We start from the raw sequence: 21,940 nt of genomic DNA, 5'->3' as shown, positions 1-21,940 counted from the left end.
GACCTATCTACCTCATCGTCTCTGAGGGGTCTTTCTTGATTACTCAAAGGGAAATCTCATCTTGGAGGGGGCTTCATGCTTAGATGCTTTCAGCATTTATCCCGTCCGCACGTAGCTACCCAGCGATGCTCCTGGCGGAACAACTGGTACACCAGCGGTGCGTCCATCCCGGTCCTCTCGTACTAAGGACAGCTCTCCTCAAATTTCCTGCGCCCACGACGGATAGGGACCGAACTGTCTCACGACGTTCTGAACCCAGCTCGCGTACCGCTTTAATGGGCGAACAGCCCAACCCTTGGGACCTACTCCAGCCCCAGGATGCGATGAGCCGACATCGAGGTGCCAAACCTCCCCGTCGATGTGGACTCTTGGGGGAGATCAGCCTGTTATCCCCAGGGTAGCTTTTATCCGTTGAGCGATGGCCCTTCCATGCGGAACCACCGGATCACTAAGCCCGACTTTCGTCCCTGCTCGACTTGTAGGTCTCGCAGTCAAGCTCCCTTCTGCCTTTGCGCTCTACGAATGATTTCCAACCATTCTGAGGGAACCTTTGGGCGCCTCCGTTACTGTTTAGGAGGCGACCGCCCCAGTCAAACTACCCGCCTGACACGGTCCTCCAGCCGGATTACGGCTGCGAGTTAGAGACTCTATGCATGAAGGGCGGTATCCCAAGGGTGACTCCTCCGAAGCTGGCGCTCCGGTCTCGACGTCTCCCGCCTATCCTGTACATCATGCACAAAGCCTCAATATCAGGCTGTAGTAAAGCTCCATGGGGTCTTTCCGTCCTGTCGCGGGTAACCTGCATCTTCACAGGTACTATGATTTCACCGGGTCTCTCGTTGAGACAGTGCCCAAATCGTTACGCCTTTCGTGCGGGTCGGAACTTACCCGACAAGGAATTTCGCTACCTTAGGACCGTTATAGTTACGGCCGCCGTTTACTGGGGCTTCGGTTCAAAGCTTCGCTTGCGCTAACCCATCCCCTTAACCTTCCAGCACCGGGCAGGCGTCAGCCCCTATACGTCATCTTGCGATTTAGCAGAGACCTGTGTTTTTGCTAAACAGTCGTTTGGGCCTATTCACTGCGGCTCTACTCATGTAGAGCGTCCCTTCTCCCGAAGTTACGGGACCATTTTGCCGAGTTCCTTAACGAGAGTTATCCCGCGCGTCTTAGAATTCTCATCCCGCCTACCTGTGTCGGTTTACGGTACTGGCACCTTCCACCTCACTAGAGGCTTTTCTTGGCAGTGTGAAATCGTGACCTTCGTCCCTAGGGGACTCCGCGTCGTTCCTCGATCTTGGTGCCTGACGGATTTGCCAATCAGACGATCTCGAAACTTACACATGCACTTCCATCCGCATGCGTCACTATCCTCCTGCGTCCCCCCATTGTTCAAACGGTGGATCGGTGGTACAGGAATATCAACCTGTTATCCATCGCCTACGCCTTTCGGCCTCGGCTTAGGTCCAGACTAACCCTGAGCGGACGAGCCTTCCTCAGGAAACCTTGGGCTTTCGACGGAGGGGATTCTCACCCCTCTTTTCGCTACTCACACCGGCATTCTCACTTCCAAACGCTCCACTGCTCCTTACGGTACAGCTTCACAGCGGTTTGGAACGCTCCCCTACCATTCCTTACGGAATCCGCAGCTTCGGTGGTATGTTTAGCCCCGTTACATTTTCGGCGCGGCGCCACTCGACTAGTGAGCTATTACGCACTCTTTGAATGGTGGCTGCTTCTAAGCCAACATCCTAGCTGTCTAGGCAGCGCCACATCCTTTTCCACTTAACATACACTTTGGGACCTTAGCTGGCGGTCTGGGCTGTTTCCCTCTTGACTACGGATCTTATCACTCGCAGTCTGACTCCCGAGTATAAGTTGCCGGCATTCGGAGTTTAACTGAATTCGGTAACCCTGTGGGGGCCCCTAGTCCAATCAGTGCTCTACCTCCGGAACTCTCAACCTCGAGGCTAGCCCTAAAGCTATTTCGGGGAGAACCAGCTATCTCCAGGTTCGATTGGCATTTCACCGCTACCCACACCTCATCCCCGCACTTTTCAACGTGCGTGGGTTCGGACCTCCAGTCAGTGTTACCTGACCTTCATCCTGGACATGGGTAGATCACCTGGTTTCGGGTCTACGACAACGCACTATGGCGCCCTATTCAGACTCGCTTTCGCTACGGCTCCGCCTCATCAGCTTAACCTCGCGCGCTATCGTAACTCGCCGGTTCATTCTACAAAAGGCACGCCATCACCCATTAACGGGCTCTGACTACTTGTAGGCATACGGTTTCAGGATCTATTTCACTCCCCTTCCGGGGTGCTTTTCACCTTTCCCTCACGGTACTGGTTCACTATCGGTCACTAGGGAGTATTTAGCCTTGGGAGATGGTCCTCCCGGATTCCGACGGGGTTTCACGTGTCCCGCCGTACTCAGGATCCACTCTGGAGGGAAAACAGTTTCAGCTACAGGGCTGTCACCTTCTTCGGCCGACCTTTCCAGGTCATTCACCTACTGTCTTCCTTTTTGACTCCGTATAGAGTGTCCTACAACCCCGGAGAGCATGCTCTCCGGTTTGGGCTGTTCCCGTTTCGCTCGCCGCTACTCAGGGAATCGCATTTGCTTTCTCTTCCTCCGGGTACTTAGATGTTTCAGTTCCCCGGGTCTGCCTCACGCTACACTATGTATTCATGTAACATGTCCCATCCCATTACGGATGGTGGGTTCCCCCATTCGGAAATCCTCGGATCAAAGCATACTTACTGCTCCCCGAAGCATATCGCTGTTCGTCGCGTCCTTCATCGGCTCCTAGTGCCAAGGCATCCACCGTACGCCCTTCATACCTTGATCTAGCATTTTGGTATTCTAAGAACACACGTCTAATGACATGGTTATAAAAAATTTGATGTCTTGTTGATGTCTTCAGTTTTCAAGGTGCGAGTGTCTCTTACGAGACTGAGAGACGAGCTCTCAAAACTGAACGATGGGCATGTCCCTTACGGGACGTTTTCCTTAGAAAGGAGGTGATCCAGCCGCACCTTCCGATACGGCTACCTTGTTACGACTTCACCCCAATCATCTACCCCACCTTCGACGGCTGGCTCCTTGCGGTTACCTCACCGGCTTCGGGTGTTGCAAACTCTCGTGGTGTGACGGGCGGTGTGTACAAGACCCGGGAACGTATTCACCGCAGTATGCTGACCTGCGATTACTAGCGATTCCGACTTCATGCAGGCGAGTTGCAGCCTGCAATCCGAACTGGGAACGGCTTTCTGGGATTGGCTCCACCTCGCGGTCTCGCTGCCCTTTGTACCGTCCATTGTAGCACGTGTGTAGCCCAACTCATAAGGGGCATGATGATTTGACGTCATCCCCACCTTCCTCCGGTTTGTCACCGGCAGTCTCCCTAGAGTGCCCAACTAAATGCTGGCAACTAAGGATAGGGGTTGCGCTCGTTGCGGGACTTAACCCAACATCTCACGACACGAGCTGACGACAACCATGCACCACCTGTCACCCTTGTCCCCGAAGGGAAAACTTGATCTCTCAAGCGGTCAAGGGGATGTCAAGAGTTGGTAAGGTTCTTCGCGTTGCTTCGAATTAAACCACATGCTCCACCGCTTGTGCGGGTCCCCGTCAATTCCTTTGAGTTTCAGCCTTGCGGCCGTACTCCCCAGGCGGAGTGCTTAATGCGTTAGCTTCAGCACTGAGGGGCGGAAACCCCCCAACACCTAGCACTCATCGTTTACGGCGTGGACTACCAGGGTATCTAATCCTGTTTGCTCCCCACGCTTTCGCGCCTCAGCGTCAGTTACAGACCAAAGAGTCGCCTTCGCCACTGGTGTTCCTCCACATCTCTACGCATTTCACCGCTACACATGGAATTCCACTCTTCTCTTCTGTACTCAAGCCTTCCAGTTTCCAATGACCCTCCCCGGTTGAGCCGGGGGCTTTCACATCAGACTTAAAAGGCCGCCTGCGCGCGCTTTACGCCCAATAATTCCGGACAACGCTTGCCACCTACGTATTACCGCGGCTGCTGGCACGTAGTTAGCCGTGGCTTTCTCGCAAGGTACCGTCAGGATACGAGCATTACCTCTCGTATCTGTTCTTCCCTTACAACAGAGTTTTACGATCCGAAAACCTTCATCACTCACGCGGCGTTGCTCCATCAGACTTTCGTCCATTGTGGAAGATTCCCTACTGCTGCCTCCCGTAGGAGTCTGGGCCGTGTCTCAGTCCCAGTGTGGCCGATCACCCTCTCAGGTCGGCTATGCATCGTCGCCTTGGTAGGCCATTACCCCACCAACTAGCTAATGCACCGCAAGGCCATCTCAAGGTGACGCCGAAGCGCCTTTCATCATCGGACCATGCGGTCCGAAGAACTATCCGGTATTAGCTCCGATTTCTCGGAGTTATCCCAATCCTTGAGGCAGGTTCCTTACGTGTTACTCACCCGTCCGCCGCTCATTCCACTCGCTTCCCTCCGAAGAGTTCCGCGAGCTTCCTGCGCTCGACTTGCATGTATTAGGCACGCCGCCAGCGTTCGTCCTGAGCCAGGATCAAACTCTCCATAAAGTGTTTGACTTGCTCGTTTTTGTGACTAAAAGTCACGTTGACGAAGCTTGCGCTTCATTCATTGTTTGTATCCGAAGATACGTTTTTTGCCTCATCGTTCAGTTTTCAAAGTTCGTCCGCGCCTGTTTTGGCGACTCAATTAGAATACCAAGTCTAGAACGATAAGTCAACAACTTTTTAAAAGAAGTTTTTTTCGTTCGTTTCAAGCGTGCGTCCTCTTTAGGACATGAATTAATATACCACGATAATTAGGGGATGACAACTGTTTTATTAAAATAGTTTCATTTTTTTCGATTCTTCTTTTTAAGAACAGATGAAAGGCTGCAAACCACTCGGGCTCACAGCCTTCACTCGTTCACTTCATCATGATTGAAACGCGTCTTCGTTTTGCTTCGCTTATATAGAAGAAATACAACGACTCGGCTAATTTCATTTGTGCTTCAAGATCACCATAATCATCATAACTAATCTCAAGTAGATGACGTTTCATCAAGTAGTCTTCTTTTGCTTTAGACAATTCTGTAAGGAGACGCTCATCGTATTCGTTTCGGATTTTTTTTCGAAACCAACTCATAGTTCGCGTCTTCCCTCCATCGCACGGGATAATGTGACTTCGTCCGCATACTCTAAATCTCCCCCAACAGGAAGACCATGTGCAATTCGTGTCACACGAATTCCCGTCGGTTTCAGTAAACGTGACAAGTACATCGCCGTTGCCTCTCCCTCAATGTTCGGATTCGTTGCTAAGATGATTTCCGTAATGGCTTCATCTTCTTGGAGACGTGTCAAAAGACTCGATACGTTAATGTCTTCAGGTCCAATCCCTTCCATTGGACTAATCGCCCCGTGGAGTACATGGTACAACCCTTGATAATCTCGCATCTTCTCCATCGCAATCACATCTCGCGAATCCTGAACAACACAGACAACCGTCCGATTACGATGTTTATCCGAACAAACATAACACGGATCTTTGTCTGTTATGTTTCCACACACGCTACAATAAGAAATATCGCGCTTCGCGCTAACGAGTGCCTTCCCGAACATCAACACATCATCTTCTTCCATGTCTAAGACATGAAAAGCAAGACGAACAGCCGTTTTCGGTCCGATCCCCGGTAGCTTCGTAAAACTTTCAATCAAACGACTGATTGCTTCAGGATATTGCAATTGATTTCCCCCTACAGTTTAAAACATTCCCGGCATGTTCATACCTTGCGTAAATTTACCCATCTTACTTGAAACAAGTTCATCGACTTTTTTCAATGCATCATTCGTTGCAGCGAGGACGAGATCTTGAATCATTTCGACATCGTCAGGATCCACTACTTCTTCTTTGATGATGACATCGATGATATTTTTGTGACCATCCGCGACGACAGATACCATTTCACCGCCAGCTGTACCCGTCACTGTCAAATCTTTAAGTTCTTCCTGAGCTTTCGCCATATCCTTTTGCATCTTTTGCATTTGTTTCATCATATTGTTCATATTTCCCATACCACGCATATTTGTTCCTCCTCAAGTAAGATTAGTCTTCAAATTCTACGATATCACCAAAACGACCAAGCGTCTCGGATAATAAGCGATCGCTTTCCGATTCTTCAGCGACCTCTTTCTCTTCTATATTACTACTATTTCGCTTTGCAACAAACTCTGCCTTCAATTCATTCCAGTCTTGATCAAGAATTGCGAGAATCTCCCGTTTGACGCCACATACTTCAAACAGGGCTTCTTCGATAACGAAACGCGTTCGTTCATTCGTCATGACTTGTTCGAAATGCCAGCCCTTACCGTTATCAAACTCAATCAATAACGTATCTCCCGAACACAAGACGGGTTTACTTTCATGGACAAGCGAATAGATCGGACCATCTTGCTTTAAGATGAGTTTTAGAATAGCATCCCAGCGCTCTTGGATTTCAAGTAGTTGTGCTTTTTCTGCTCGCATCAGCATTTGTCGAATCCGCTCTTTCGCGATCCGCACGGTCGGACGACCTTGCTTCCGTTTAGCTGGTTGTGCTGCGACTTGCTCCGTTGCCGGTACACCATTCGCTTTCAACTGATGCATCTGTTCCTTCATTTCTCTTACTTCCTGTTGCAATGACTGGACGATTTGTCCCGTCGTACGCCCCTGTTCCGTAATTTGGATGAAGGCAATCTCGACTAAGACACGTGGATGATTCGTCAATCGCATCTGTTGTTGGCAATCATGCAGTTGTTCGATGACATGAAAACATGTTTCCGCTTCAATCATTTCGACAAACTGTTTGAATTCCTCTGTCGGACGGGCGCGTTCTAACAAATCGACTGCCGTCGGTGAGGCTTTTAACAGGAGCGTATCCCGATAAAAGAAGACTAGGTCCTCGACGAATCGCTTCAGGTCTTTTCCTGCCCGTTGCATCTGCTCAAGCGTCTGCAATAATTGATCGACTTGATGATTATGAAGTGCATTTGCAATTGCGAGCAACGCCTCGTCTTCTACGGCACCCGTTACTTCGAGTACGGCAGCATCCGTCAAATCCCCATTCGAAAACGCGACGGCTTGGTCGAGTAAACTCAAGGCATCCCGCATTCCTCCGTCTGCCGCCCGTGCAATCAACCGTAACGCCGTCTCCGAGTAGGCAATTTCTTGATCGGATAAAATGAACTGCATCCGTTCGACTAGTTGGTCGACTTCATGGCGTTTGACATCAAAACGTTGGCAACGCGAAATGATGGTCGCCGGGATTTTATGGGGCTCTGTTGTCGCTAAGATGAAAATCGCATGTGCCGGTGGTTCTTCAAGCGTTTTTAATAATGCATTGAACGCTCCTGTCGATAGCATATGCACTTCATCGATGATATAAACTTTATAGGCTGCTTCTGAAGGCGGGTACTTCACCTTATCGCGGATTTCACGAATTTCGTCGACTCCGTTGTTTGAAGCCGCATCGATTTCGAATACATCCGGGCTCGACCCTTCTGTAATCGCGAGACAGGTCGGGCATTCATTACACGGTTCTTTGACAGGTGCGTGTTCACAGTTGATCGCTTTTGCGATGATTTTCGCAAGACTTGTCTTCCCCGTTCCGCGCGGGCCTGAAAATAGGTAGGCATGTGACATCCGTTCTTCCATCAATGCGTTTTGAATCGTCCGAGTGATATGTGCTTGTCCGACGACTTCATCAAAACGCTGCGGACGATACACGCGGTATAGTGCTTGATAGGCCAAATTTGCGCCTCCTCTTTTTATAATCCTTGTTCTATTCTACCTAAAAAAGTCTACAACCGAAACCGGCTGTAGACTTGTTTTATAAAAATTAAACTGCCGCGCACCATATTCTGAAATATGTTCAACATGCGTTACTCACGCAGCCTGCTCAGTCCAAGCACTCCTGCGGCACACAGAGAGCACCACTTAAGGCTGCTTCCTTCCGGACCTGACCTAGTTCATGGGTATCTGTTGCGCAGGACTCAGACGTCAACGCTACTTACGTAAGGCAGACCATACCAATCATATCCCTCGATATGGAATTCAGTCTCGCTATAGCGGATTGCGAGTGACAGGGAACCGCTACATCCCCACCTAGCACGGCAAATGATTTATCGTTTTTTAGTGGCACCCGTTCGAGTGCTTTTTCATTATACTGTTTCGTCTAAGTTGTTGCAACCCATTGCACGTTTCTTTGCTTTCTTTTTCGCACGAAGTTCGCGGAAGAACGCTGTTAACAACTCACCACATTCTTTTTCTAGTATACCACTCGTTAGACGTGAAACATGGTTAAAGCGCTCATCTTGGACGAGGTTCATCAAGGTTCCGCAACAACCCCCTTTCGGATCAACGGCACCGAAGATGACATGTTCAATCCGCGATAGCATGATGGCTCCGGCACACATCGGACACGGTTCGAGCGTCACATACAGTTCGCACCCTTCCAGTCGCCAGTTCCCGAGTTTTTCACACGCTTGCTCGATGGCGAGTAATTCAGCATGTGCCGTCGCCTGACGATTCGTTTCCCGATGATTATATCCGGTCGCAATGACTTGATCGTCTTTGACGATGACACAACCAATCGGAACTTCGCCGATGGCTTCCGCCTTTTTCGCCTCACCAATCGCAAGCCCCATATAATATTCGTGTCGCTCCACTTCTACACACTCCCTATCTTTACAAAAATTCTCCCTCTGAAACTTCGGCAGGGGTCCCTGCTTTGTGCTAAAATATAAATTGCACTTTGCTGAACGGAGGGTAATTGAATATGTTCATAACGGTTGAAGGACCGATTGGTGTAGGCAAAACTTCACTTGCGAACGCCATCAGTCATCATTTCTCATTTTCTATGTTACGCGAAATTGTCGAAGAAAATCCCTTTCTTGGAAAGTTCTATGAGGACATCGAGGAATGGAGTTTCCAAACAGAGATGTTCTTCTTATGCAATCGCTTTAAGCAGCTCGATGATATCGAACGTCACTACCTAAGTAAACAACGCTCTGTCGTCGCTGATTATCATATCTTTAAAAACCTGATTTTTGCTCACCGCTCGCTCAAAGTAGAGCACATCGACAAATATGAACAAATTTATTCGACCTTAACGACGGACATGCCAAAACCGGATGCCGTCATCTACTTGAATGCGAGTATCGATACACTGATGAAACGCGTCGCCTTACGCGGACGTGAAGTTGAAGAACACATGTCACGCGATTATCTCGAGCAACTCGCAGCAGACTACGAAACGTTTGTCACGGAGTATCAAATCAAACATCCGGAAGTCAAAGTCATTCGTTTTAACGGCGATGAACTCGACTTCGTCAAACGCCCAGAAGACTTGGATTATGTCTTAACTAAAATCCGCAATGAATTATATGAAGGAGCGAACCACGCATGAACTCGAAGTTACGTGAAAAATACAATATTCCGGCAGATGCCGTCATTACGATCGGTGGAATGGTCGGGATCGGAAAATCGACGATCACGAACGGTCTAGCAGACGCACTCGGCTTCCGGACATCTCTTGAAAAAGTCGATACGAACCCTTATCTCGATAAATTCTACCATGATTTCGAGCGCTGGAGCTTCCACTTACAAATCTATTTCTTAGCGGAACGATTTAAAGAACAAAAGAAAATCTTCCAATACGGTGGCGGTTTCATCCAAGATCGCTCCATCTACGAAGACACAGGCATTTTCGCGAAGATGCATTTCGAAAAAGGCACGATGTCACCAACGGACTACGAAACATACTCCAGTTTGTTTGATGCGATGGTCATGACACCCTTTTTCCCGCATCCAGACTTGTTGATTTATCTAGAAGGATCGTTTGAACAGGTGCTCGACCGGATTCGTCTCCGCGGACGCGAGATGGAACAGCAAACACCGATTGAGTACTGGGAAGAGATGTACGAACGGTATACGAACTGGATCAATAACTTCACGATTTGCCCAGTCCTTCGTTTATCCATCGATGAATATGATCTTCTCAATGAACCGGAGTCGATTGAACGTATCCTCTCGAAAATCGATAAACAACTCGAAGTCGCCCGGATTGCAAAAACACGTTGATTCATACTCAAAAGCCCCTCGACAGTCGTCGAAGGGCTTTTTTTAGCGTGCTGTTACTTGTTTGATTTGGTCGATGTGATGTAAGTCGTGCTGTTTCATCGCGCCAAGCAAGTCGACGATCATCATCGTTTTTCCGTTTGATGTGAATGTATCCGTCAAACGCTCTTCCGGAATCAAATCGACGGCCCGTCTTAACAGGTCACGGCTGACTAAGAATTCATCAATCGTCAAAATTCGTTGCTGTTCGCGACTCATCTTCGCCGCTTCCTCGTTGACTTCCTGACTGTTCGGTTTCACACGGAATGGTTCGTCCGCTAACATAAATGGGAGACGTTCTGCTACCATGAAGCGGTCCCACGGTGACAAGTGACCTACGATTTCAGCAATCGTCCATTTGCCTTCCGCATACGAGCTCCGCCACGCGTCTTCCGGGATGTGTTCGAGATTTCGGACGAAGTCCATCGTTTCTTTATAGTGATCAAGTAGTGTTTGTTTTGTGTTTGTCATATCCTTTACTCCTTCTTCCTTTTTACATGTAGCAAAACATAGCACGCGGACGGATCTCGACGCAATAAAAAAGCATCTCACACGATGTGAGATGCTCGATATAAGCGGAGTCGGTGGGATTCGAACCCACGCGGGCCTTGCGACCCCTAACGGATTTCGAGTCCGTCCCCTTCAGCCGGGCTTGGGTACGACTCCATGTTAAATGTAATTTTGGGTAAAAAAAAAGAAGTGGAGGAGGCGGTGGGATTCGAACCCACGCACGGCTTTCGCCGCCTGACGGTTTTCAAGACCGTTCTCTTAAACCACTTGAGTACGCCTCCAAGTTATATGTAGTTTTCAGGTAAAAAAAAAGAAATGGAGGAGGCGGTGGGATTCGAACCCACGCACGGCTTTCGCCGCCTGACGGTTTTCAAGACCGTTCTCTTAAACCACTTGAGTACGCCTCCGTACTTATAATCGAGCAAATTGTAACGTGCTTGCCTTCCTGACATAAATTATAATAGCATCTTGGTTTTACTCTGTAAAGACCTTTTCTAAAAAAACTTTTTAAAAGTACAAAGGGGGAAGTCTCCCCCTTTTCTACTTATGCTTGAATCACTTTGAGTCCGCCCATGTATGGACGAAGTACTTCTGGAATAATAACTGAGCCGTCTGCTTGTTGATAGTTCTCTAAGATGGCTGCGACCGTCCGGCCAACAGCAAGTGCAGAACCGTTTAATGTATGCACGAATTCCGGTTTTGCATTCGCTTCCCAGCGGAAACGAATTTGTGCCCGGCGCGCTTGGAAATCTTCAAAGTTTGAACAAGAAGAAATCTCACGGTAGACGCCTTGGCTCGGCATCCAGACTTCGATATCATATTTCTTCGCTGCAGTGAACCCAAGATCCGCCGTACACATGCTGAGGACTTGATACGGTAATTTCAATCGTTTAAGCACTTCTTCGGCTTGACCAGTCAACAGTTCAAGTTGTTCATAAGACTCTTCCGGCTTAACGAAACGAACGAGCTCCACTTTGTTGAATTGGTGTTGACGAATCAGACCTCGTGTATCACGACCGGCAGATCCGGCTTCTGAGCGGAAACACTGGCTGTATGCTGCATAACCGATCGGTAACTGGCTCGCTGCCAAGATTTCGTCCCGGTGCATGTTCGTCACGGGTACTTCCGCTGTCGGGACGAGGAAGTAGTTCGTCTCTTCGACTTTGAAGGCATCTTCTTCAAATTTCGGAAGTTGTCCTGTTCCTGTCATTGATTCGCGGTTGACCATGAGTGGTGGTAAGATTTCCGTGTAGCCATTTTCATCTTGATGCATGTCCATCATGAAGTTGATCAAGGCCCGCTCGAGACGAGCACCTGCCCCACGATAGAAAACGAAGCGACTTCCTGTGACTTTCCCTGCCCGTTCAACGTCAACGATTTTTAACTGCTCCATCAAATCCCAGTGCGGGACAGCTTCAAAATCAAAGGCCGGTTTATCACCGACTTCACGGATGACGACATTATCATCTTCTGAAGAACCGATTGGGACGCTATCATGCGGGATGTTCGGAATACCAAGCAACAGTTGATTCAATGTCGCTTCGACTTCGCGCAACTCGTCATCGATCCCTTTAATCTCATCTCCGACAGTTCGCATCGCGGCAATTGCTTCGTCGGCATTTTCTTTATTCCGTTTGAGTTCCGCGATTTTTTTCGTCGCGTCATTTCGTTCCGCTTTCAAGACCTCGGTCCGGGCAATCAGTTCACGACGTTTTTCATCTAACGCGATGAATCGGTTCATGTCCGTCAAATCTTCCCCGCGGTGTGCCAGTTTCTCTTGGATTGCGTCAAAATCTTGACGCAGGCGTTTAATATCAATCATGTGTATTCCTCCTTTTTTTCAATAAAAAAAGGCAATCCATCCCTCTCCGGTATAAAAAACCGAAGAGGGACGAATCACCTTGGATCCGCGTTGCCACCCTCATTGCTAGACAGAACTAGCCAACTTTAAGACGCGATAACGGGCGTACCCGCACCTTGTTCGCAAGGTGTGCGATCCGGCTCGATTCAAGGCATCCTTCTGACTAGTTCACACCAACCACTAGCTCTCTTAACAGAATAAATTCCTTTACTTGGTCCGTTCATTGCATCGTTATGAGATTAGCTCTACTTTACACTATCCTGTTTGAGATTGACAAGACCCGGTTTACGAATCGCATCATCAATTTTATCGGACCAGGCCGCAATCGCCCGGAATAACCGTGTTTTAAAACTCGCCAGTTCAATCCGCTCCGTACTATAAAGAAGTGATCTTGGCACATCGAATCCCGGCAAATATGTTCCCTCATCCTTCACTTGAACCGTCCCGACACTTGCACCATTTTTAACAGGAGCATGGGTCACATCAAACGTAAATACGGGTGGACGGTTTGCTGCATTTTTCGGTACCGTCACGTAAAGCGACGCATCGGTGACGACATCGTAGTCCGCTTCTTCTGCACCGCGGATCGGGAAGACACCTTTTATACGCTCGCCTTTGCCGTAGTACGTCAGCGGTTCAAATGATGAAAAACCATAATCGAGCAATTTTTTTGTTTCTGCAAAACGTGCTTGATCGGATGTCGTCCGCATGACGACCGTAATGATTGTCATGTTATCTTTGATCGCGACACCGGCAAAACAATATCCGGCAAGATCCGTCGTCCCTGTTTTCATCCCACGCATCCCGGGATACGCATACTTTTGATTTTTCAGCATCTTATCCGAATTTTGAAGCGTCGTCCCGTCAAGCTTCATCGAGGAGCGGCTCGTGACGTCTAAGACATCGGGATAGTCCTTGATGAACCGAATGACAAGTAAAGCGATATCCGTCGCTGTCATCAAGTTCGTCCCCGGTAAGGCCGCATCGACGGCGTCGAGACCCGAGGCGTTTGCATATTCTGTATTATCCATCCCAAACGTCTGCGCCGTCTCATTCATCAGCTTGACGAATTTTTGTTCTGTTCCGGCAACGACTTCAGCAAGTAAGACGGCAGCGTCATTCGCCGATTTGATGAATGCGGCATTATAAAGTTCACGAACGGTATATGTACGATTTTTTAACGGCACCCGTGCCAATCCTGGTGTGCCAGCTAATTTGAGCACTTTTTGGCTTGGTTGAACTTTTTTGTTCCAGCTTAGTTTCTTTTGTTCGATTTGACGTCGGACTAAGTAAAGTGTCATCAATTTCGTCATCGAAGCGGGAGGTAAAGCCAAATCGGCTTGTTCTTCTAACAATACTTTACCGGTCACAGCATCGACCATGATGTAGGATTCTGCCTTGATCGTCGGTACCTCGGCATAACTCGTCACTGGAAGTAGACTCGTCGTCAGCAAAAGGACGCTCAAGAAGAGTATGAAAAGTCGTTTCATCGTTCCTCTCCTTTAATTCATTTATACCCTCAGTGTAGCATAAAAAAAGTATCCGACAGCTTGAACTGAAGGATACTTTTTTGTCGTTAGATGACGTGAACCGAACGTTGTTTTTTTACTTTTTCAATAAAGTAACGATGCAAACGGGTATCGTTCGTCAATTCCGGATGAAACGAACAGGCGAGATGCATGTCTGTTTCGACGACGACGATTTCGTCGTCTATGCGAGCGAGAACGCGGGTCGCTTGATCGATTCGTTCGACATAAGGGCCTCGAATAAAGACAGCTTCAATGTCCACCTCGATTCCCTCGACGGCTAGCATCGTTTCAAAACTGTCCACTTGGCGACCAAAGGCGTTTCGTTTCACCTTCATCGGGATTGCCCCGAGGTGAACATCTCCTTGTTCAAGTTCCGTCGCTAATAAAATCATCCCGGCGCACGTCCCGAACATCGGTAATGTGTTTATTTTTTGTCGAAGGGGCGCAAGTAAGGCGTAACGATCAATCAATCGTCGCATCGTCGTGGATTCACCACCGGGCAGGACGAGTCCGGCGAGTCCTTCTAAATCTCCGGCCGATTTAACGATACGCGTCTTTACACCGAGCGACGCCAACATCTCAAGGTGTTCCCGGATTGCCCCTTGTAGACCAAGTACACCGATTACCATCCCCGTGGTGCCATCCGTTCCTCAAACGGCATCGACGTGACATCAATCCCCTTCATCGCTGTTCCAAGACCTTTCGAGAGATAAGCAATTCGTTCGAAGTCATCCCGATACGTCACGGCTTCGACGATCGCTTTCGCAAATTTTTCCGGTTGCTCCGATTTAAAGATCCCGGAACCGACGAAGACACCGTCAGCACCAAGGTGCATCATCAGTGCAGCATCAGCAGGCGTCGCGATTCCACCGGCAGCAAAGTTCACGACCGGTAGACGTCCTTCTTGCTGAATCAAACGCAAGACTTCATAAGAGGCACCCCACTCTTTCGCCCGTGTCATCAACTCATCCGGATTCGTATGTAAAATCTGATTGAGTTCCGCTTGAATTTTTCGCATATGCCGGACAGCTTCAACAACGTTCCCCGTCCCCGGTTCGCCTTTTGTCCGAATCATCGCCGCACCTTCCGCAATTCGCCGAGCCGCCTCTCCTAAATCGCGTGCGCCACAAACGAACGGTACCGTAAAGGTCGACTTCAACAAATGATACTCTTCATCAGCCGGTGTCAGGACTTCACTTTCATCAATGAAATCGACCCCCATCGACTCAAGAATCCGTGCTTCGACGATATGCCCGATGCGGCATTTCGCCATGACAGGAATCGTGACGGCATTTACGACCTCTTCCGTGATGGTCGGATCTGCCATGCGTGCCACACCCCCATCTCGGCGAATATCAGATGGGACACGTTCGAGTGCCATGACGGCGACTGCGCCCGCTGCCTCTGCGATTTTTGCTTGCTCGGCATTGACGACGTCCATGATGACGCCCCCTTTTTGCATCTCAGCCATTCCTCTTTTGACACGGTCCGTTCCTTGTTGCCGTTCCATCATTCTAAATTCCCCCTCGAACAATTTGATTGATAGCTCCATACTTACGTTTTAGTATAGTCTCGATTGACTATTTTAAAAGTATCAGTTTATGATGAAATGAACAGGTCAGTTTTAGGAGGTACTTCGATGGATATGTTATCGTTCGAGTTAATACGAGAGGGCAATAAGCCGTTATACGAGCAATTGTATCAGCAGATTCGTCAAGAAATCATCGATGGACGTCTAGAGTATGGTCTCAAATTACCATCAAAACGAAAACTCGGTCAGTTCTTGAACTTGAGTCAAACGACGATTGAGCTCGCCTATCAACAACTTGTCGCCGAAGGCTATGTCGAATCGATTTCAAGAAAAGGGTATTTTGTCTTAGCACATGAAGAGCTCGCTTATGTAAAGAAGACACCACTAGCAACGAGGCAACACCTTTCTCCGTCCACCTATATCCGTCATGATTTCCATCCGAGTAAAATCGATGGATCGTCTTTTCCTTTTTCACGTTGGCGAAAACATGCGAAGGATGTCATCGATGAACATAATCAATCTCTTGTTTCACTCGGACACCCGCAAGGCGATCTCGCCTTACGTGTTGAAATTGCGACCTACCTATATCACTCAAGAGGTGTCATCTGTTCGCCTGAACAAATCATCGTCGGGTCTGGGGTCGAACAACTTTTACCCCAACTGATTTTCCTGCTAGGACAACACGTCACCTATGGCATCGAAGATCCCGGTTATCATGCGACCCGACTCATTCTTGAGAATCATGGACGAACAGCACTCCCGATTCCGGTCGATCAAAGTGGTGTCAAAGTCTCGACTTTAAGTCAGACCAATGTGGATATCATGTATGTGACACCTGCCCACCAATTTCCATCCGGAAGCATCTTATCCGTCAATCGGCGCCGGCAATTGGTGAACTGGGCTGCTGAATCGCCGACACGTTACATCATTGAGGATGACTACGACAGTGAGTTTCGTTATAGTGGCAAGTCGATTCCGTCACTCCACAGCATCGATAGTGAACGGGTCCTCTATTTGAGCACCTTCTCCAAGTCGCTCATGCCTTCACTGCGGATTGGCTACATGGTCCTTCCGCCTTCTTTGCTTGAGCGCTATCAGGCCGAACTCTCCTATTACACATGCAGTGTCTCACGTTTTGATCAAACGATTTTGACACGCTTTATGAAAGAAGGAGACTTCGAGAAACATTTGAACCGGATGCGAAAGATTTACCGGCGTAAGTTAGACATCGTCGTCAATTCGTTACGTGCTGTCTCATCCCTGCGCTTGACCGGCGAAAGTGCGGGTTTGCATGTCGTCGTTTCTGTTGCGAACGGGATGACGGAAGAAGAATTAGTCAGGCGAGCACACGACGCTTCAATTCAGGTCTATGGTTTATCTCAGTATGCACAACTTCCGTTAGAAGCAGTGCATCCACAAATCGTGTTAGGTTTTGCAAGTCTATCGGAATCAGATCTTGAAGAGGGGCTTGGGGAGTTGTTACAGGCTTGGAAGTTATAGTATTGTTCTCTCGGACTGTGAACAAAATCTACTTAAATGTGTTCATGATTTTCATACTGTGTCTCACTTTGAGTCGCTCGACATCACTGATCAAACAAAAAAAGCCTCGCATCATCTGCAAGGCTTTTTTGTTTGATTATTGGCGTGTATAGTTCGATGCTTCTTTTGTGATTTGAATGTCATGTGGGTGACTTTCTTGTAATCCAGCACCCGTCATGCGGATGAATTGTGTGTCTTCACGCAATTCTTCTAATGAAGCTGCTCCACAATATCCCATTCCTGAACGAATCCCACCAACGAGTTGATAGACAGAATCACCGAGTTTTCCACGGTAAGCGACGCGACCTTCAATTCCTTCTGGAACGAATTTTTTATCTGCTTCTTGGAAGTAGCGATCTTGACTACCACGTTTCATTGATGCTTCAGAACCCATACCACGGTATGTCTTAAATTGACGACCTTGGTAGATTTCCATTTCGCCTGGGCTTTCTTCAACACCAGCGAGCAGACTACCTAACATGACGGCATGGCCGCCAGCTGCAAGTGCTTTGACGATATCGCCCGAGTATTTGATTCCGCCGTCAGCAATGATGGAGACACCATGCTTACGGGCTTCCGTCGCACAATCAAAGACTGCAGTGATTTGTGGAACCCCCACTCCCGCAACGACACGTGTCGTACAAATTGAACCAGGTCCAATCCCTACCTTGACGACCGATGCACCAGCTTCAATTAAATCGCGTGTTGCTTCTGCTGTTGCAACGTTCCCTGCGATGATTGGAAGATTTGGATATTCATCACGAAGCTCACGTACTTTTAAGAGTACGCCTTCAGAGTGACCGTGTGCCGTATCGACGACGAGTGCATCGACGCCTGCATCAACAAGGAAACGTGCGCGAAGAGATGCATCTTTCGTGACACCGACAGCTGCAGCGACGAGAAGACGTCCGAATTGATCTTTTGCTGCATGTGGATATTGTTCCACTTTTTCAATATCCTTTGTTGTGATTAAGCCTTTTAATACACCGTTCTCATCAACGAGTGGTAACTTTTCAATGCGATGTTTGTGGAGAATTTGTTCTGCTTCTTCAAGTGACGTACCAACTGTAGCAGTGACGAGTTCTTCTGTCGTCATGACCGTCTCAATTACCGTCGAATAATCTTTAACAAAACGAAGATCACGGTTTGTTAAAATACCCACGAGTTTCCGTTCTGTTTCGTTGTTAACAATCGGAACACCAGAAATACGATATTTACTCATTAAATATTCAGCATCGTATACTTGGCGTTCAGGTGTAAGGTAAAACGGATTCGTGATGACACCATTTTCAGAACGTTTGACGCGATCGACATGTTCTGCTTGGTCTTCCATCGACATATTTTTGTGGACGACACCTAGACCGCCTTGACGTGCCATGGCAATCGCCATTGGTGCTTCCGTCACAGTATCCATTCCTGCACTGATCAACGGGATGTTCAGTGTAATCCCTTCGCATAAGGATACAGATAGATCGACGTCACGTGGTAAGACACTTGAACGACGTGGTACAAGCAAAACGTCATCAAACGTCAAGCCCTCTTTAGCAAATTTATTCTCCCACATGTTTATCCACTCGCTTTCTCTTTGATAAAAGAATATTGATGTTATGGTAACAAGGAGAAGCAGTCATGTCAATGACTCCACTAATAATCAGAACAGTCTGAAGTTTCACACAACACAAAAAGACCGACCTGCAAGATGCAGATCGGTCTTTTTCAATTGCCTGGCAACGTCCTATCCTCACAGGGGGAAGCCCCCAACTACTTTCGGCGTTCAAGTGCTTAACTTCCGTGTTCGGCATGGGAACGGGTGTGACCACTTGGCTATCGTCACCAGACGACGGGCTCGCGCCCTCAAAACTGAAGTCATCAACAATCATCTGCTAGAACAAGGCCTCGACCGATTAGTATCACTCAGCTCCGCATGTCACCATGCTTCCACCCGTGACCTATCTACCTCATCGTCTCTGAGGGGTCTTTCTTGATTACTCAAAGGGAAATCTCATCTTGGAGGGGGCTTCATGCTTAGATGCTTTCAGCATTTATCCCGTCCGCACGTAGCTACCCAGCGATGCTCCTGGCGGAACAACTGGTACACCAGCGGTGCGTCCATCCCGGTCCTCTCGTACTAAGGACAGCTCTCCTCAAATTTCCTGCGCCCACGACGGATAGGGACCGAACTGTCTCACGACGTTCTGAACCCAGCTCGCGTACCGCTTTAATGGGCGAACAGCCCAACCCTTGGGACCTACTCCAGCCCCAGGATGCGATGAGCCGACATCGAGGTGCCAAACCTCCCCGTCGATGTGGACTCTTGGGGGAGATCAGCCTGTTATCCCCAGGGTAGCTTTTATCCGTTGAGCGATGGCCCTTCCATGCGGAACCACCGGATCACTAAGCCCGACTTTCGTCCCTGCTCGACTTGTAGGTCTCGCAGTCAAGCTCCCTTCTGCCTTTGCGCTCTACGAATGATTTCCAACCATTCTGAGGGAACCTTTGGGCGCCTCCGTTACTGTTTAGGAGGCGACCGCCCCAGTCAAACTACCCGCCTGACACGGTCCTCCAGCCGGATTACGGCTGCGAGTTAGAGACTCTATGCATGAAGGGCGGTATCCCAAGGGTGACTCCTCCGAAGCTGGCGCTCCGGTCTCGACGTCTCCCGCCTATCCTGTACATCATGCACAAAGCCTCAATATCAGGCTGTAGTAAAGCTCCATGGGGTCTTTCCGTCCTGTCGCGGGTAACCTGCATCTTCACAGGTACTATGATTTCACCGGGTCTCTCGTTGAGACAGTGCCCAAATCGTTACGCCTTTCGTGCGGGTCGGAACTTACCCGACAAGGAATTTCGCTACCTTAGGACCGTTATAGTTACGGCCGCCGTTTACTGGGGCTTCGGTTCAAAGCTTCGCTTGCGCTAACCCATCCCCTTAACCTTCCAGCACCGGGCAGGCGTCAGCCCCTATACGTCATCTTGCGATTTAGCAGAGACCTGTGTTTTTGCTAAACAGTCGTTTGGGCCTATTCACTGCGGCTCTACTCATGTAGAGCGTCCCTTCTCCCGAAGTTACGGGACCATTTTGCCGAGTTCCTTAACGAGAGTTATCCCGCGCGTCTTAGAATTCTCATCCCGCCTACCTGTGTCGGTTTACGGTACTGGCACCTTCCACCTCACTAGAGGCTTTTCTTGGCAGTGTGAAATCGTGACCTTCGTCCCTAGGGGACTCCGCGTCGTTCCTCGATCTTGGTGCCTGACGGATTTGCCAATCAGACGATCTCGAAACTTACACATGCACTTCCATCCGCATGCGTCACTATCCTCCTGCGTCCCCCCATTGTTCAAACGGTGGATCGGTGGTACAGGAATATCAACCTGTTATCCATCGCCTACGCCTTTCGGCCTCGGCTTAGGTCCAGACTAACCCTGAGCGGACGAGCCTTCCTCAGGAAACCTTGGGCTTTCGACGGAGGGGATTCTCACCCCTCTTTTCGCTACTCACACCGGCATTCTCACTTCCAAACGCTCCACTGCTCCTTACGGTACAGCTTCACAGCGGTTTGGAACGCTCCCCTACCATTCCTTACGGAATCCGCAGCTTCGGTGGTATGTTTAGCCCCGTTACATTTTCGGCGCGGCGCCACTCGACTAGTGAGCTATTACGCACTCTTTGAATGGTGGCTGCTTCTAAGCCAACATCCTAGCTGTCTAGGCAGCGCCACATCCTTTTCCACTTAACATACACTTTGGGACCTTAGCTGGCGGTCTGGGCTGTTTCCCTCTTGACTACGGATCTTATCACTCGCAGTCTGACTCCCGAGTATAAGTTGCCGGCATTCGGAGTTTAACTGAATTCGGTAACCCTGTGGGGGCCCCTAGTCCAATCAGTGCTCTACCTCCGGAACTCTCAACCTCGAGGCTAGCCCTAAAGCTATTTCGGGGAGAACCAGCTATCTCCAGGTTCGATTGGCATTTCACCGCTACCCACACCTCATCCCCGCACTTTTCAACGTGCGTGGGTTCGGACCTCCAGTCAGTGTTACCTGACCTTCATCCTGGACATGGGTAGATCACCTGGTTTCGGGTCTACGACAACGCACTATGGCGCCCTATTCAGACTCGCTTTCGCTACGGCTCCGCCTCATCAGCTTAACCTCGCGCGCTATCGTAACTCGCCGGTTCATTCTACAAAAGGCACGCCATCACCCATTAACGGGCTCTGACTACTTGTAGGCATACGGTTTCAGGATCTATTTCACTCCCCTTCCGGGGTGCTTTTCACCTTTCCCTCACGGTACTGGTTCACTATCGGTCACTAGGGAGTATTTAGCCTTGGGAGATGGTCCTCCCGGATTCCGACGGGGTTTCACGTGTCCCGCCGTACTCAGGATCCACTCTGGAGGGAAAACAGTTTCAGCTACAGGGCTGTCACCTTCTTCGGCCGACCTTTCCAGGTCATTCACCTACTGTCTTCCTTTTTGACTCCGTATAGAGTGTCCTACAACCCCGGAGAGCATGCTCTCCGGTTTGGGCTGTTCCCGTTTCGCTCGCCGCTACTCAGGGAATCGCATTTGCTTTCTCTTCCTCCGGGTACTTAGATGTTTCAGTTCCCCGGGTCTGCCTCACGCTACACTATGTATTCATGTAACATGTCCCATCCCATTACGGATGGTGGGTTCCCCCATTCGGAAATCCTCGGATCAAAGCATACTTACTGCTCCCCGAAGCATATCGCTGTTCGTCGCGTCCTTCATCGGCTCCTAGTGCCAAGGCATCCACCGTACGCCCTTCATACCTTGATCTAGCATTTT

At 49.1% G+C, this 21,940-nt stretch carries 14 protein-coding genes, 3 tRNA genes, 4 rRNA genes, 1 other RNA gene and 1 other annotated feature (1 of these 23 cut by a window edge); of the genes, 3 read left to right on the top strand and 19 right to left on the bottom strand.

Annotated features, from left to right (window positions below; translation table 11 throughout):
* From P403_RS0108070 to tadA, 8 genes are all read right to left on the bottom strand, one after another.
* A 23S ribosomal RNA gene (locus P403_RS0108070) occupies positions 1-2,853 on the bottom strand (it extends 62 nt beyond the left edge of the window).
* Positions 2,854-3,019: 166 nt separating this feature from the next.
* Positions 3,020-4,581, bottom strand: a 16S ribosomal RNA gene (locus P403_RS0108065).
* Together the 16S and 23S rRNA genes form the textbook arrangement of a ribosomal RNA operon.
* 355 nt (positions 4,582-4,936) lie before the next feature.
* Positions 4,937-5,155, bottom strand: a complete 219-nt coding sequence (locus P403_RS0108060) for a YaaL family protein (protein ID WP_029332191.1) — start codon at positions 5,153-5,155, stop codon at positions 4,937-4,939.
* Positions 5,152-5,751 carry a recombination mediator RecR gene (gene recR / locus P403_RS0108055; RefSeq protein WP_029332190.1) on the bottom strand — a complete coding sequence of 200 codons (600 nt, stop codon included), beginning with the start codon at positions 5,749-5,751 and terminating at the stop codon, positions 5,152-5,154. The genes P403_RS0108060 and recR overlap by 4 nt, the downstream gene beginning before the upstream one ends.
* An 18-nt stretch (positions 5,752-5,769) precedes the next feature.
* The gene (locus tag P403_RS0108050; protein WP_012368932.1) at positions 5,770-6,090 is read right to left on the bottom strand and encodes a YbaB/EbfC family nucleoid-associated protein; all 321 of its coding nucleotides are present in this window, start codon (positions 6,088-6,090) and stop codon (positions 5,770-5,772) included.
* A 22-nt stretch (positions 6,091-6,112) separates the two neighbouring features.
* A complete protein-coding gene (gene dnaX / locus P403_RS0108045) occupies positions 6,113-7,795 on the bottom strand; it encodes a DNA polymerase III subunit gamma/tau (protein WP_029332189.1) in 1,683 nt (560 codons plus the stop codon).
* A 96-nt stretch (positions 7,796-7,891) separates the two neighbouring features.
* An RNA gene (gene ffs, locus P403_RS16415) (signal recognition particle sRNA large type) lies at positions 7,892-8,158 on the bottom strand.
* Between the two features lie 47 nt (positions 8,159-8,205).
* Positions 8,206-8,712, bottom strand: a complete 507-nt coding sequence (gene tadA / locus P403_RS0108040; RefSeq protein WP_034801063.1) for a tRNA adenosine(34) deaminase TadA — start codon at positions 8,710-8,712, stop codon at positions 8,206-8,208.
* Between the two features lie 110 nt (positions 8,713-8,822).
* Between tadA and P403_RS0108035 the strand changes: the two genes are divergently transcribed.
* Both P403_RS0108035 and P403_RS0108030 read left to right on the top strand, forming a co-directional pair.
* Positions 8,823-9,452, top strand: a complete 630-nt coding sequence (locus tag P403_RS0108035) for a deoxynucleoside kinase (RefSeq protein WP_029332187.1) — start codon at positions 8,823-8,825, stop codon at positions 9,450-9,452.
* Positions 9,449-10,126, top strand: a complete 678-nt coding sequence (locus P403_RS0108030) for a deoxynucleoside kinase (RefSeq protein WP_029332186.1) — start codon at positions 9,449-9,451, stop codon at positions 10,124-10,126. The genes P403_RS0108035 and P403_RS0108030 overlap by 4 nt, the downstream gene beginning before the upstream one ends.
* Positions 10,127-10,168: 42 nt before the next feature.
* Here the strand turns inward: P403_RS0108030 and P403_RS0108025 are convergent, their stop codons facing one another.
* The 8 genes from P403_RS0108025 to pdxS all read right to left on the bottom strand — a co-directional run bounded on the left by P403_RS0108025 (position 10,169) and on the right by pdxS (position 15,572).
* Positions 10,169-10,633 (bottom strand): DinB family protein, encoded by a 465-nt coding sequence (locus tag P403_RS0108025; protein ID WP_029332185.1) that lies wholly within the window; start codon positions 10,631-10,633, stop codon positions 10,169-10,171.
* 105 nt (positions 10,634-10,738) lie between these two features.
* Positions 10,739-10,828 (bottom strand) — tRNA-Ser (locus tag P403_RS0108020).
* A gap of 34 nt (positions 10,829-10,862) precedes the next feature.
* Positions 10,863-10,953: transfer RNA gene (locus tag P403_RS0108015), tRNA-Ser, on the bottom strand.
* A gap of 35 nt (positions 10,954-10,988) precedes the next feature.
* Positions 10,989-11,079: transfer RNA gene (locus P403_RS0108010), tRNA-Ser, on the bottom strand.
* 137 nt (positions 11,080-11,216) lie between these two features.
* Complete coding sequence (gene serS / locus P403_RS0108005; protein WP_029332184.1) at positions 11,217-12,494, bottom strand: serine--tRNA ligase; 1,278 nt, start codon at positions 12,492-12,494, stop codon at positions 11,217-11,219.
* Between the two features lie 62 nt (positions 12,495-12,556).
* Positions 12,557-12,766: a binding site (T-box leader), on the bottom strand.
* A 12-nt stretch (positions 12,767-12,778) separates the two neighbouring features.
* Entirely contained in the window at positions 12,779-14,023 is a 1,245-nt protein-coding gene (locus tag P403_RS0108000; protein ID WP_029332183.1) for a D-alanyl-D-alanine carboxypeptidase family protein, read from the bottom strand.
* An 86-nt stretch (positions 14,024-14,109) separates the two neighbouring features.
* The gene (gene pdxT, locus P403_RS0107995) at positions 14,110-14,691 is read right to left on the bottom strand and encodes a pyridoxal 5'-phosphate synthase glutaminase subunit PdxT (RefSeq protein WP_029332182.1); all 582 of its coding nucleotides are present in this window, start codon (positions 14,689-14,691) and stop codon (positions 14,110-14,112) included.
* A complete protein-coding gene (pdxS, locus tag P403_RS0107990; RefSeq protein WP_029332181.1) occupies positions 14,685-15,572 on the bottom strand; it encodes a pyridoxal 5'-phosphate synthase lyase subunit PdxS in 888 nt (295 codons plus the stop codon). Before pdxS ends, pdxT begins: the two co-directional genes overlap by 7 nt.
* A 129-nt stretch (positions 15,573-15,701) precedes the next feature.
* On the opposite strand from pdxS, the gene pdxR reads away from it, so the two are divergent.
* Positions 15,702-17,093: a MocR-like pyridoxine biosynthesis transcription factor PdxR gene (gene pdxR, locus P403_RS0107985; RefSeq protein ID WP_029332180.1), complete on the top strand. Its 1,392-nt coding sequence runs from the start codon at positions 15,702-15,704 to the stop codon at positions 17,091-17,093.
* Positions 17,094-17,229: 136 nt separating this feature from the next.
* Here the strand turns inward: pdxR and guaB are convergent, their stop codons facing one another.
* The 3 genes from guaB to P403_RS0107970 form a co-directional block, all read right to left on the bottom strand.
* Positions 17,230-18,696: an IMP dehydrogenase gene (guaB, locus tag P403_RS0107980; RefSeq protein ID WP_029332179.1), complete on the bottom strand. Its 1,467-nt coding sequence runs from the start codon at positions 18,694-18,696 to the stop codon at positions 17,230-17,232.
* A 158-nt stretch (positions 18,697-18,854) separates the two neighbouring features.
* Positions 18,855-18,970, bottom strand: a 5S ribosomal RNA gene (gene rrf, locus P403_RS0107975).
* Positions 18,971-19,016: 46 nt separating this feature from the next.
* Positions 19,017-21,931 (bottom strand): 23S ribosomal RNA (locus tag P403_RS0107970).
* Positions 21,932-21,940: the final 9 nt, after the last annotated feature.

The sequence above is a fragment of the Exiguobacterium oxidotolerans JCM 12280 genome, assembly GCF_000702625.1.
GTDB lineage: Bacteria > Bacillota > Bacilli > Exiguobacteriales > Exiguobacteriaceae > Exiguobacterium_A > Exiguobacterium_A oxidotolerans.
The sequence above is the reverse complement of the archived record's forward strand: the minus strand, read 5'-3'. Positions and strand labels throughout refer to the sequence as shown.